The 12755-nt window shown below is 34.7% G+C and carries 13 protein-coding genes, 2 tRNA genes and 1 pseudogene; all 16 read left to right on the top strand.

Annotated features, from left to right (window positions below):
• Positions 1 to 6: 6 nt before the first annotated feature.
• Positions 7 to 80 (top strand) — tRNA-Gly (locus tag H612_RS0108280).
• A 24-nt stretch (positions 81 to 104) separates the two neighbouring features.
• Positions 105 to 177, top strand: a tRNA-Asn gene (locus H612_RS0108275).
• Positions 178 to 532: 355 nt separating this feature from the next.
• A complete protein-coding gene (gene obgE, locus H612_RS0108270; protein ID WP_027131010.1) occupies positions 533 to 1837 on the top strand; it encodes a GTPase ObgE in 1305 nt (434 codons plus the stop codon).
• Between the two features lie 10 nt (positions 1838 to 1847).
• On the top strand, positions 1848 to 2294 hold the full coding sequence (locus tag H612_RS0108265; protein ID WP_035500532.1) for an ACT domain-containing protein: 447 nt from the start codon (positions 1848 to 1850) through the stop codon (positions 2292 to 2294).
• A 122-nt stretch (positions 2295 to 2416) separates the two neighbouring features.
• The gene (gene rlmD / locus H612_RS0108260) at positions 2417 to 4030 is read left to right on the top strand and encodes a 23S rRNA (uracil(1939)-C(5))-methyltransferase RlmD (RefSeq protein WP_027131008.1); all 1614 of its coding nucleotides are present in this window, start codon (positions 2417 to 2419) and stop codon (positions 4028 to 4030) included.
• Positions 4031 to 4049: 19 nt separating this feature from the next.
• The gene (locus H612_RS0108255; protein WP_027131007.1) at positions 4050 to 4331 is read left to right on the top strand and encodes a CD1845 family protein; all 282 of its coding nucleotides are present in this window, start codon (positions 4050 to 4052) and stop codon (positions 4329 to 4331) included.
• Between the two features lie 84 nt (positions 4332 to 4415).
• A complete protein-coding gene (locus H612_RS0108250) occupies positions 4416 to 5435 on the top strand; it encodes a DUF6017 domain-containing protein (protein ID WP_425402108.1) in 1020 nt (339 codons plus the stop codon).
• Positions 5435 to 5919, top strand: a pseudogene (locus H612_RS09405) (PcfB family protein). The gene H612_RS0108250 and the pseudogene H612_RS09405 overlap by 1 nt, the downstream one beginning before the upstream one ends.
• On the top strand, positions 5916 to 6647 hold the full coding sequence (locus H612_RS0108240) for a BRO family protein (protein WP_027131005.1): 732 nt from the start codon (positions 5916 to 5918) through the stop codon (positions 6645 to 6647). The pseudogene H612_RS09405 and the gene H612_RS0108240 overlap by 4 nt, the downstream one beginning before the upstream one ends.
• Positions 6637 to 8421 carry a VirD4-like conjugal transfer protein, CD1115 family gene (locus H612_RS0108235; protein ID WP_027131004.1) on the top strand — a complete coding sequence of 595 codons (1785 nt, stop codon included), beginning with the start codon at positions 6637 to 6639 and terminating at the stop codon, positions 8419 to 8421. Before H612_RS0108240 ends, H612_RS0108235 begins: the two co-directional genes overlap by 11 nt.
• Before the next feature lie 175 nt (positions 8422 to 8596).
• Positions 8597 to 8908, top strand: coding sequence for a single-stranded DNA-binding protein (locus H612_RS0108230; RefSeq protein WP_027131003.1), 312 nt, complete (start codon positions 8597 to 8599; stop codon positions 8906 to 8908).
• 3 nt (positions 8909 to 8911) lie between these two features.
• The gene (locus H612_RS0108225) at positions 8912 to 9127 is read left to right on the top strand and encodes a Maff2 family mobile element protein (RefSeq protein WP_027131002.1); all 216 of its coding nucleotides are present in this window, start codon (positions 8912 to 8914) and stop codon (positions 9125 to 9127) included.
• Between the two features lie 19 nt (positions 9128 to 9146).
• The gene (locus H612_RS0108220) at positions 9147 to 10010 is read left to right on the top strand and encodes a VirB6/TrbL-like conjugal transfer protein, CD1112 family (protein ID WP_027131001.1); all 864 of its coding nucleotides are present in this window, start codon (positions 9147 to 9149) and stop codon (positions 10008 to 10010) included.
• A 17-nt stretch (positions 10011 to 10027) separates the two neighbouring features.
• Entirely contained in the window at positions 10028 to 10291 is a 264-nt protein-coding gene (locus tag H612_RS0108215; protein ID WP_027131000.1) for a hypothetical protein, read from the top strand.
• A 3-nt stretch (positions 10292 to 10294) separates the two neighbouring features.
• Positions 10295 to 10684, top strand: coding sequence for a PrgI family protein (locus tag H612_RS0108210; RefSeq protein WP_027130999.1), 390 nt, complete (start codon positions 10295 to 10297; stop codon positions 10682 to 10684).
• Positions 10596 to 12671, top strand: coding sequence for a VirB4-like conjugal transfer ATPase, CD1110 family (locus H612_RS09400; RefSeq protein WP_425402107.1), 2076 nt, complete (start codon positions 10596 to 10598; stop codon positions 12669 to 12671). The genes H612_RS0108210 and H612_RS09400 overlap by 89 nt, the downstream gene beginning before the upstream one ends.
• The last annotated feature ends 84 nt before the right edge of the window (positions 12672 to 12755 follow it).

Below are 12755 nucleotides of genomic sequence, written 5' to 3'. Positions count from 1 at the left end.
ACAAATGCGGGTGTAGTTTAGTGGTAAAACCTCAGTCTTCCAAACTGATGTTGTGAGTTCGATTCTCATCACCCGCTCCATTTTTTTTTAATATAGAAGATTTATCCACAGTAGCTCAGTTGGTAGAGCAATCGGCTGTTAACCGATCGGTCGTAGGTTCGAGTCCTACCTGTGGAGTAAAGTACGGTTGTGTATGCAGCCGTATATTTTTTTGTTTTTAATATAAAATTATTATTATCAAAAAGAAAATTATGTTATAATTATTCATAGTGTTATATACATATTATAGGATAAAGGGAAGTGACTCAAAAGTTGTAATCTCATAGAAATTAATTTTTTAGAGATACCGTGTATGGTTTTTTAGATTTTTAAAAAGATTCGTGTGAAGTGAATTAAAAAATCAATAGATTACTGCATTTGATAAGTAGTGAATTTTGGTATTTTGAGACACCCTTAGTTTAGTTGAAAATTAGTTATTTTTAATCATAATAAATAAGAAGTTTAAATTTAAATAGAATAATAGGAGAATAGCATGTTTTTAGATGAGGTAAAAATTTTCGTCAGATCAGGTGATGGTGGAAATGGTTTAGTAGCATTCAGAAGAGAAAAGTACGTCCCAAAAGGAGGACCAGCTGGAGGCGATGGTGGGCGAGGAGCTAATGTTGTCTTTATCGTAGATGAGGGCTTAAGAACTTTTATGGACTATCGTTATCAGAAGAAATTCGTTGCGCCAAATGGTGAAAATGGAATGAGCAAAGGTATGCATGGAAGAAAATCAAAGGATTTATATTTAAAAGTACCACCTGGAACTGTTATTAGAGATACTGATACTGGAGAAGTTTTGGCTGATCTTGTTGAGCATAATCAAGAGGTTGTAGTTGCTCGTGGAGGACGTGGAGGACGTGGTAATTGCCGTTTTGCGACACCATCAAATCCTGCACCAGAAATCGCAGAAAATGGTGAACCAGGAGAAGAAAGAAATCTGACTCTTGAACTAAAACTTATGGCAGATGTGGGATTAGTTGGATTCCCATCAGTAGGAAAATCAACATTATTGTCAATAACGTCAAAAGCCAAACCAAAAATTGCAGATTATCATTTCACAACTTTAGCACCTAATCTTGGAGTTGTAGAAACAAAAGATAATAGAAGTTTTGTTATGGCTGATCTTCCTGGATTAATAGAAGGTGCTAGCCAAGGTGTAGGTCTTGGGCATCAATTTTTACGTCATATCGAAAGAACAAAAGTTATTGTTCACATAATTGATATGTCAGCAACGGATGGACGTGATCCTTATGAAGACTATAAGATTATTAATCAAGAATTATTAGAATATAATATGCGACTTTTAGAACGTCCTCAAGTAGTTGTAGCTAATAAAATGGATATTCCAGTTGCATCGGAAAATCTTGAACACTTCAAAAATAAATTAAAAGAAGATGGTGAAGAAGTTGAGATAGTAGAAATTTCTGCTTTTACCAGAACGAACATTGATAATTTGCTTTATAAAGTAGGTGATATATTAGATAGTACAGATCCAAATACATTATACGAACTTGATACAGAAGAAGAAACTATGGAGAATAGAGTACTTTATAAACATAAACCTAAAGATGAGACGTTCAAGATTACAAGAGACGATACGGGAGCATATGTGGTTAGTGGACCAGGAATAGAGCGTGCGTTCTTGATGACTGATTTTAATCGGGATGCTTCTATAAGAAGATTTGCTCAACAAATGAGATCAATGGGTGTAGATGATGCACTTCGTGAACGTGGATGTAAAAATGGAGATATAGTTAAAATTCTTAAAGGTGAATTTGAATTCGTAGAGTAGGAGATTAATTATGGATAAAGAAAAAGTATATTATATAATTAGGGAAGATGTTTTGCCTGAAGCCGTGAAAAAAACTTTAATTATGAAAAAGGCATTAGAGGCTGATCCAAAATTATCAATTTTAGAAGCATCAAAAAGATTTGACTTAAGTAGAAGTGCTTTTTATAAGTATAAAGATACAATATTTCCGATTCAGGATGTAAAAACACAATCAATTTTATCATTGTCTATTGATGTTGATGATATTCCAGGAATTCTTGGGAAAATACTAGCAGTTGTTAATGAAGAAAAATGTAGTGTATTGACTATTCATCAAACAGTACCAATAAATTCACGAGCGACAATTATTATTTCATTAGAAGTAGACTCAGAACATACAAATATAGAAAAGTTGAATACAAGAATAAAAAATCTTGAATTTATAAATTCTGTGAAAGTAATAGGAGTTAGTATGTAAATTCAAAATTCCTTTAATTGGAAATAATAAATTTTAATATATAAAATATAAAAGTAGGAGAATAGTAGGAGGAAAAATATTTCCTATTACTATCCTCTTATTTTATTAAGAAAGGTTATTGTATGGAAAAAAATGATATATTTATAGGACGTGTCATTGATTATACTCATGATGGACTTGGAATTGTTAAGATTGATAACTTCCCAATATTTATTGAAGATGTTATTGAGGATGAGATAATTGAATTTAAAATAATTAAGATGAAAAAAAATCTTGGGTATGGAAAAGTTTTGAATATACTAGAGTTTTCTACCAAAAGAGTAGAAGGAATTTCTAAAACATCTGGAGCAAATCTTGTTCATATGAATTATGAAGAACAGCTTAGATTTAAAACTAAAAAAGTTCAAAATATTATGAATAAAACTTTAGGAAAAGATAATGTAAAAGTATTGGATACATTAGGTATGAAAAATAGCTATCATTATCGTAATAAATCAGTAATACCTGTTCAAAAATATAACAATGAAGTAAGATTGGGATATTATAAACCACGTTCTCATGATGTGATAAATATAGAAAAGTGTTTTATACAATATGATGAACACAATAAGCTGATGAATGATATTCGTAAGGTAATAGAAGACCTAAATTTATCAATTTATGATGAAAAAAAACACACAGGTTCGCTAAGACATATTATGTTTAGAACAAACTCTACTAAAACAGAAATTATGGTTGGACTGATTGTTAATGATAGGATTTCTAATATAGATGAATTCATCAAAAAAATATCATGTCTTGATAATAGAATAGTAAGTATAATGTTGAATATTAATAATAAAAAGACTAATGTAATTTTTGGAGATCAAACTGAAAAACTCTACGGAGAAGATTACATAACGGATACGTTAGATGGGATAAAATTTAAAATCTCATTACGTTCTTTTTATCAAGTGAACCCTGTTCAAACGGAAGTTCTTTATAATAAAGCATTAGAACTAGCGGATCTAAGAAAAGAAGATATAATAATTGATGCATATTGCGGGATTGGAACGATTAGTCTTTTTGCAGCACAAAGAGTGAAAAAAGTATATGGTATAGAAATAGTAGAAGCGGCAATAAAAGACGCTAAAGAAAATGCGAAAAGAAATAATGTGGAAAATGTAGAGTTTTTATTGGGAAAAAGTGAAGAAGTTATAAAAAGTTTAATAACAAAAAATGAGAAAATTGATGCAGTAATAGTTGATCCACCACGAAAAGGATGTGAAGAAAGTTTCTTGCGAGATTTGGCAGAGATGAATATAAATAAGATAGTTTACGTAAGCTGTAATCCAGCTACTTTGGCACGTGATATGGAAGTTATGCGAACATTAGGTTATAAACTAAATGAAGTTCAACCAGTAGATATGTTTCCAGGGACATATCATGTTGAGACGGTAGCACTTTTGTCCAAACTTAATGTCGATAAGCATATAAATGTTGAAATAGAGCTGGATGAGCTGGATTTGACAAGTGCGGAGAGTAAGGCAACATATGCTCAAATTAAGACATATATATTAGAAAAATTTGGTTTAAAAGTTTCAACACTATATATTGCTCAGATAAAAAAGAAATGCGGAATTAAATTGAGGGAGCATTATAATAAGTCAAAAAAGGAAAAACAAGTTATTCCACAGTGTACACCTGAGAAAGAAGAAGCTATCATGGATGCTTTAAAACACTTCAAAATGATTTAAGAGAAAGGAGATGTATTATATGAGGTGGATATTAAAGATAATTTTGTTTCCAATAATATTACTTCTATCAATACTAATTTCTTTTCTAAAATTCATAATCAGTGTTAGCGGAATGATTTTAGGAATATTATCATTCTTAGTGGCATTAGGTTCGATTGCAGCACTTATACAAAAAGACATAATGACCTTTATTCAGGTACTGATAATAGCATTTTTGATAAGTCCTTATGGACTACCTAAAATAGCATTATGGGCTACAGCATATATTGAATTTGCAAGAGATAGATTGAAAGAAATATAAAGAAACTAATGAGGTGATAGATAAAATACTATCACCTTTTTTCATGCCAAAAATCAAAAAAGAAAGGAGGAAGATGATGTGAATATGTATTTATTTGATGAACAACCTATTATCGCAAATAAAACATTGGCAAGAGCATTAGGGTTAAATGAAGCCTTAGTATTGCAACAGATCAACTATTGGATTGAGATAAATAAGAAGTCCGGTAAAAACTATCATGACGAGAAATATTGGACATACAATTCTATAAGAGCATGGCAAGAAAAAGACTTCGACTATATGAGTGTTGATACAGTAAAAAGAACTTTTGCTAAGCTCGAAAAGGCGGGGTATCTTTTGATAGGAAACTATAATAAAGATCCAAGAGATAAAACAAAATGGTACACGATAAATGATGAAAAATTAGAAGAATTATATCTTGAGCTGAACAAGAAAAAGCTGGAGCATGAAAGAAAAATTTTAGAGAAAGAAAGTCGAAATACTATGCACAATGCATTAGGGCAAAATGCACTAATGGAAGAGTGCAAAATGCACCAATGCAATGACGCATATAGCACCGATGCATTTGATGAAAATCTACCAATGCATTATGGCAGCTTGCATGAACCATTACCAGAGATTACTACAAATAATTCATCAAAGATTTCTTCAGAGAGTTCCTCCCACCTACCCATCCATGAACATAAAGATTTGTATATGATGGGCGGATTGGAGGGAGGTAATAAAAAAATAAAATCATATCAATCCTGTTTAGAAGAACTTAGAGAAAGTACAGGATATAATGAACATATGGAGTTAGGAAATAAGATTATTGCACGAACATATGATGAAATTATTAGAGTTTTAGCTGATGTAATGATATTAAATGCAGATGATACAGTTACTATCAATCAAACAAAGTTACCCGCATATATAGTTCAAGAGAGATTTAGAAGTTTAGATTCATCACACATGGAGTATCTTGTAAATGCTTTATCAGAGAATGAAGCTAAAATAAGAAATGTTAGAGCATTTATTTTAACAGCAGCATATAATGCACCAAGTAATATGGATGCTTATTATACAGCCCTTGTTAGTTATGATATGAGGGAAGGAGGTTACTGATGATAAATGAAGAAATTTCTAATAGAGTAGTTAATATTGAAGTTAATGTCTTAAAGGCAACATATCAAGAGATACTAAATCATATCAATAAATTACATCAACAATCAAAGCAATATGGAAGTTTAGGAAAATTAGTTAAAGCTGAAGGCAATGAAGTAAAGCTAAAAAATATGGTAAAAAAAGGACAGCTTGAAGAAATTCCGGTTGAAGAAGCAGAGCTTAAGGAACTAAAAAAGAGCTGAACAGATACGGTGTTAAGTTTTCGGTAATGAAAGATAAGGAGACAGGTAAACACTCGGTATTCTTTCAGGCTAAAGATATGAAAGTCATGGACAAAGCCTTTAAGTACGCTCTTTCAGAATCAGAAAAGAAAACGGAAAGGAAAGAATCTATCCATAAGAATATTGAGAAATTCAAGGAGATGGCAAAAGACACTATCACTAAAGACAAAGTTAAGAATAAGCAAAAGGAGCAGAGCTTATGAGTAATTTAAGAACATTTGAAAATATGAAATTCGGGAAACTCACTGTAATTGAAAAAGACGGTGAGTTTTTCTTTATTGGAAATGAAATCGCAGAATTGCTTGGTTACAGCAATTATAGAAAAGTGGTTATGGTTCATGTAGATGAAGAAGATAAGCTGCGTTCCCAAATCGGGTACGCAGGTCAAATGAGGGAAGTAACCTTAATCAATGAGTCAGGAGTATATTCTCTTATCCTCTCTTCCAAGCTGCCACAGGCGAAAGAGTTTAAGCGTTGGGTTACAAAAGATGTGCTTCCGAGCATTCGCAAAAACGGCGGATATATCAAAAATCAAGAGAATTTATCAAAAGAAGAGATACTTGCTAATGCGGTGCTTCTTGCCAATAATCTCATTGCAGAAAAGGAGAAGGTGATTGGGGATTTAGAACCGAAAGCCGAGTATTTCGATGAACTGATGGATAATAACTTGCTTACTAATTTCAGAAATACAGCAAAGGAGCTTCATATTCCGCAGAAAGTGTTCATTCAGTTTCTAATAGATAAGGAGCTTATTTACAGGGATAAGAAAAACAGGCTCCTTCCTTACGCCAAGAACAACAAGGGATATTTTGAAATTAAGGAATGGTGTAGAAACGATAATGATGCAGTAGGTATTCAAACCTTTGTAACACCTAAAGGCAGGCATTTTCTTTTACTTTTGATAGGGGGTGATGATGCTTATGATGGATAAGATACTAAAAGACATCAAAGGCTTATTCAAAGTGCAAAATAAGGCAAAGTTTCTAAAACAGAACATTCCCTATCTTGCATTTTTATATGTGGGCAATATCTTTTCTCATCATGTAAGAAGCTATGTGGGTGGCGATATAATAGACAAAATCTTTCAAGGGATATTGGAGATTAACACGATGAGCTTTCTTCCAAGTATTCATGTGGCTGACATTCTAATAGGAGTAGGAGTAGCGGCTTTAATTAAATTCATTGTCTATACCAAAGGGAAAAACGCAAAAAAGTTCCGACAGGGGAAAGAGTATGGATCAGCAAGATGGGGAACGAGAAAAGATATAGAGCCATATATGGACGAAAAGTTTCAAAACAATATATTGCTTACTCAAACAGAACGATTAACCATGAATGGCAGACCGGCTAATCCTAAATATGCTCGTAACAAAAATGTTCTTGTCATAGGTGGATCAGGAAGTGGAAAAACAAGGTTTTATGTAAAACCTAACCTCATGCAAATGCACAGCAGCTATTGCGTAACCGATCCGAAAGGAACGATAGTCCTTGAGTGCGGTAAGATGCTTGAAGATAACGGATATGAGATAAAAATTCTAAATACCATCAACTTCAAAAAGAGCATGAAGTACAATCCATTCGCTTACCTTAGAAGTGAAAAAGATATACTCAAATTGGTACAGACAATCATCGCAAACACCAAGGGAGAGGGAGAAAAAGCAGGTGAGGATTTTTGGGTGAAAGCCGAAAAACTCTACTACACAGCCCTTATAGGCTACATTTTCTATGAAGCTCCAAGAGAAGAAAAGAACTTTGCAACTCTACTTGATATGATAGATGCTTCAGAAGTTAGAGAAGATGATGAAACCTATATGAATCCCATTGATAGGTTATTTGAAGCATTGGAAAAGAAAGAACCTACACACTTTGCAGTCAAGCAATATAAAAAGTACAAATTGGCTGCCGGCAAAACAGCGAAATCTATTCTTATATCTTGTGGTGCAAGGCTTGCTCCCTTTGATATTCAGGAACTACGGGAGCTTATGAAAGAAGATGAACTTGAGCTTGATACCCTCGGAGATAGAAAGACAGCCTTATTTGTTATTATCTCTGATACAGATGATACTTTTAACTTTGTGGTATCTATTATGTACTCACAGTTATTTAACCTGCTATGTGATAAGGCTGACGATGTGTATGGAGGAAGATTACCTGTTCATGTAAGATGCCTACTTGATGAGTTTGCAAATATCGGCTTAATTCCAAAGTTTGAAAAGCTCATTGCTACAATCCGTTCCAGAGAAATATCAGCGAGTATAATCCTTCAGGCACAATCTCAGCTAAAAGCGATATATAAGGATAATGCCGATACCATTGTAGGCAACTGTGATAGTACCCTATTTCTTGGCGGAAAGGAAAAGACCACACTTAAGGAGCTATCCGAAACGCTTGGTAAAGAAACCATAGACCTGTATAACACATCAGAAACAAGAAGCAATCAAAAGTCTTTCGGGTTTAACTATCAAAAGACAGGCAAGGAGCTGATGAGCCAAGATGAGATAACGGTTATGGATGGCAGTAAATGTATTTTTCAACTTAGAGGCGTTAGACCTTTTCTATCGGATAAATTCGATATTACAAAGCATAAGAACTATAAGCTTCTTGAAGATTATGACAAGAAGAATTTATTTGACATAGAAAGCTACATGAAGCGAAAAGGAAAAGCAAAACTGAATAGGGATACGGTTGTTACAAGAATGCAGTAAGTCTAAAAAAATAGATTTACTGCTTTTTTCATATCAAAATCAGGAGGCAAAATGATAAGGATAAGAAGTCCCACTTAAAGAAAAAAATAAATAGTAAGAGCATCAGCGATTGGAAAAGTAATAATTCCGGTCGCTTTTTTATTGAAGATGAAGATGGAAAAAGGAGAAATTTTAAATGAAGCAGGAAATGATTAACATCAACGCTAACTTATTGGCAGAGCCGATTTTTTCAAGTTTTGAAAAAGAGGGCGAGGAAGTGGAAGTTGCAAACTTTACGCTTGTAAAAAAGTACGGAAAAGGCAAGGAGTACATTAACTGTGCAGCCTATGGAGAAAAAGTAGAGAAAGCAAAGGACTTTGAAAAAGGTGATTTGATTCATATATTCGGTTACTTTAAGAAGCGTGAAAAAGAGGGAAAGACTTACAAAAACTTTGTAGTGAAGTCATATAACAAGATTGAAAAGAAAGAAGAAAGTGAGGAGGAATAAATTATGGAATTTTTTACACAGGCGGTAAATGTATTAAAAATTTTGGTTATGGCAGTAGGAGCAGGACTTGGAGCATGGGGCGTTATCAACCTGATGGAAGGATATGGTAATGACAACCCTGGTGCAAAGTCTCAAGGTATTAAGCAGCTAATGGCGGGCGGAGGCATTGTCCTTATCGGACTTAAGCTTATTCCACTTCTTGCTAATTTACTCAAGTAAGAAGAAAAGGAGAGCTTAGATGTTTGGAATATTCGACAAGATAGAAGAATTCTTTAAGGAGCTTCTACTGGGTGGTATCCAAGCAAACTTAGAGTCCATGTTTCTTGATATCAACGATAAAGTTGGTGCAGTTGCAACAGATGTAGGAAAAACTCCTATGGGGTGGAACGGAGATGTATTTGCCTTTATCAAAAGCATTAACGATTCCGTAATCATTCCCATAGCAGGGCTAATTATCACAGCAGTTCTTTGTATCGAGCTTATCAACGTGGTAATGCAGAAGAACAATATGCACGATACAGACACCTTTGAATTTTTCAAGTACATCATCAAGATGTGGATTGCTGTATGGTTAGTATCTCATGCCTTTGAGTTTTCAATGGCGGTATTTGATGTGGCACAACACATGGTAAATAAGGCGGCAGGGGTGATAAACACCTCTGCCACCGTTTCCGGAGATCAGATAGTGGCAATGGTTGATTCTCTAAAAGATAAAGGACTGGGGGAGCTTGTCGTGATTCTCTTTGAAACTTCCCTCATCAAGGTTGTTATACAGGTAATCTCCGTTGTAATCATGCTTGTGGTTTACGGAAGAATGTTTGAGATTTATGTTTACTCATCGGTTTCAGCTATTCCGTTTGCCACAATGGGAAACAAAGAATGGGGACAAATCGGTACGAATTACATCAAGGGACTGTTTGCACTTGGACTACAAGGACTCTTTTTAATGGTTTGTCTTGGAATATACGCAGTATTAGTTAAGACAATACAGATAACAGATATACACACAAGTACCATGACGATACTTGGATATGCGGTTTTGCTGGGGTTAATGATGCTAAAGAGCGGAACACTGGCCAAAAGCGTATTAAATGCACACTAAAAGAAAGGAAGGATAGTATGAACAGAAGAAAAACAGTATTTACAGGAGCAGGAATTGGAGCAGGGATTATAGCAGTGATTGACAGAATCAGACTTTTAAACAAGGTGAATGACTTGGAAGAAAGAACACAGGACATCGGTCGATGCCATAATGATTTTTGCTTAATGCAGGAAAGATACAATAAAAGCACAGATGAACAGCTTGCAATTATTCAGGATGAAATTGGATCTATATATGAACACTTTGAGGAGCTGTCAAAGGAAAAAGAGGATGGGAGGTAAGCTATGGCGTATGTACCAATCCCAAAAGACTTAAAGAAGGTAAAGACAAAAGTAGCTTTTAACTTAACGAAAAGGCAGCTCATAGGATTTACCATTGCAGGACTTGTTGGAATACCGGTCTATTTATTTATGCGAAAAATTGTGCCGAATGATATAGCTGTCATATTTCTTATTGTGTCAACACTTCCTATATTTTTCATCACTCTCTTTGAAAAGGACGGACTGGCATTTGAGAAATATTTTAAGCATATCTATCTTCATAAGTTTTATCAGCCACAAAAGAGAGTGAGAAAGGAGGTTTACCTTGAACAAGAAAAGAAAAATTCAGCAGCTAAAGTTAGAAGAAAACAAAAAGGCATTAAGAAGTCAAAAGCAGGACTTAAAGAAAAGTAAGACGAAGCCCTTAAAAGATAAGGGAGGATTACTTGATCTTATCTTTAGGAAAGAGCAAAAACGCTATACGGTAGAAGATACCATTCCATATCTTAGACTTTTAAAAAGCGGGATATGCCAGCTTGATGAAAAGCACTTCAGTAAAAGCATAGCCTTTCAGGACATTAACTATCAGCTTGCTTTAGATGAAGATAGAGATTTGATTTTTAATCAGTTTGCGAACTTTCTAAATTCCTTTGATCCAAGCATAGCGATTCAGTTTTCCTACATCAATCAGCTCGGAAGAAACGAAGAAATGAAATCGGCAATTCAGATACCGGATAAAAAAGACGGCTTTGACGATATACGCCTTGAGTTTAGGGAGATGCTTAAAAGTCAGATTGTAAAAGGAAATAACGGACTGAAAAAATCAAAGTATGTAACATTTACAGTGGAAGCGGATAATTTAGAACAGGCTATTTCAAAACTTGAAAGACTGGAGATAGATATATTGTCGAGTCTTAAAAGCATGGGCGTAAGAGCGGAAAGCCTTAACGGAGAAGAAAGGCTAAAGATACTTCACGATATATTAAATCCTAATAAGACCTTTGAATTTTCATATAAGGACTTAAAGAAAAGAGAGAGTACCAAGACATACATCGTGCCGGCTGAGTTCAATTTTACACCGTCAAGATACTTTAAGTTTGGAAAATTTATCGGATCAGTCAGCCATTTTCAAATTCTTGCCAGTGAGCTTTCAGATCGTATGCTTGCCGAGTTTTTGGATATTGATGACAATATCAATATTTCCTTTCATATCAAGGCAATCGACCAATCGGAAGCCATCAAGATGGTAAAACGAAAAAATACTGATATTGATAAGATGCGAATTGAAGAAAACAAAAAGGCGGTAAGGTCAGGCTATGACATGGATATTCTTCCATCGGATTTAATTACCTATGGGGAAGATGTAAAAAGCCTCTTAAAAGACTTGCAGACAAGAGATGAGAGGATGTTTGTTGTAACGATTATCTTTATGAACTTTGCAAGGACGCTGCAAAAGCTCGATAACACTACCTCCCAGATAAGCTCCATTGCAAATAAGCATAACTGTAAGATAAAAAGACTTGATCATACGCAGGAGCAAGGCTTAGTGAGCGTGCTGCCTCTTGGGGTAAATAAGATTGAAATAGATAGAGGACTGACAAGTTCATCAACAGCAGTCTTTATACCCTTTACCACAGAGGAGCTTTTCATCAATTCAAGTAACAGTCTTTACTATGGACTAAATGCTTTAAGTCATAACCTTATTATGGCAGACAGAAAGAAACTAAAAAATCCGAACGGGCTAATTCTCGGAACACCGGGTAGCGGTAAATCATTTTCTGCAAAGCGTGAAATGGCAAATGCGATTCTTGTAACAGATGATGATGTGATTATCTGCGATCCGGAGGGCGAGTATGGAAACCTTGTAAGGCAGTTTAAGGGAGAAGTCATTAAAGTCAGCAGTAAGTCAAAAGACTACTTAAATCCCCTTGATATTAACATGAACTATGGTGATGGGGATGCACCGCTTAAAGACAAGGCAAACTTCATCATGAGTATGCTTGAGCTTGTAGTTGGCGGCAGCGGACTTACGGCAGAAGAAAAATCCGTTATAGATAGGTGCCTTCCTAAAATCTATGAAAAGTATTTTGAAAATCCCACGCCTGAGAATATGCCGATACTGGGGGATCTATACGATATGTTAAAAGGGCAGGAAGAAAAGGTCGGTAAGAAGCTGGCAACAGAGATGGAAATCTATGTATCGGGTTCTCTTAATGTATTTAATCACAGGTCAAATGTGGACTTAAATAAGAAGCTGCTTTGCTTTGATATTAAAGAGCTTGGAAGTCAGTTAAAGAAAATGGAATGCTTGTTATTCAGGATCAGGTATGGAACAAGGTATCGCAAAACAGAGGAAACAAGGCTACAAGATACTATATTGACGAGTTTCATTTACTTTTAAAAGATGAGCAGACAGCTTCATATTCGGTAGAAATTTGGAAGCGTTTTAGAAAATGGGGAGGTATCCCGACAGGTATCACGCAAA

It is taken from the genome of Gemella cuniculi DSM 15828, assembly GCF_000425665.1.
Taxonomy (GTDB): Bacteria; Bacillota; Bacilli; order Staphylococcales; family Gemellaceae; genus Gemella; species Gemella cuniculi.
This window is presented reverse-complemented; position numbering and strand designations above follow the sequence as displayed.

Coding starts and splice junctions, on each gene's coding strand:
- H612_RS0108210 (WP_027130999.1), top strand. CDS start 10,295: ATGGCGTATGTACCAATCCCAAAAGACTTAAAGAAGGTAAAGACAAAA.
- H612_RS0108265 (WP_035500532.1), top strand. CDS start 1,848: ATGGATAAAGAAAAAGTATATTATATAATTAGGGAAGATGTTTTGCCT.
- H612_RS0108235 (WP_027131004.1), top strand. CDS start 6,637: ATGATGGATAAGATACTAAAAGACATCAAAGGCTTATTCAAAGTGCAA.
- H612_RS0108225 (WP_027131002.1), top strand. CDS start 8,912: ATGGAATTTTTTACACAGGCGGTAAATGTATTAAAAATTTTGGTTATG.
- H612_RS0108240 (WP_027131005.1), top strand. CDS start 5,916: ATGAGTAATTTAAGAACATTTGAAAATATGAAATTCGGGAAACTCACT.
- H612_RS0108250 (WP_425402108.1), top strand. CDS start 4,416: ATGTATTTATTTGATGAACAACCTATTATCGCAAATAAAACATTGGCA.
- H612_RS0108220 (WP_027131001.1), top strand. CDS start 9,147: ATGTTTGGAATATTCGACAAGATAGAAGAATTCTTTAAGGAGCTTCTA.
- H612_RS0108255 (WP_027131007.1), top strand. CDS start 4,050: ATGAGGTGGATATTAAAGATAATTTTGTTTCCAATAATATTACTTCTA.
- obgE (WP_027131010.1), top strand. CDS start 533: ATGTTTTTAGATGAGGTAAAAATTTTCGTCAGATCAGGTGATGGTGGA.
- H612_RS0108230 (WP_027131003.1), top strand. CDS start 8,597: ATGAAGCAGGAAATGATTAACATCAACGCTAACTTATTGGCAGAGCCG.
- H612_RS0108215 (WP_027131000.1), top strand. CDS start 10,028: ATGAACAGAAGAAAAACAGTATTTACAGGAGCAGGAATTGGAGCAGGG.
- rlmD (WP_027131008.1), top strand. CDS start 2,417: ATGGAAAAAAATGATATATTTATAGGACGTGTCATTGATTATACTCAT.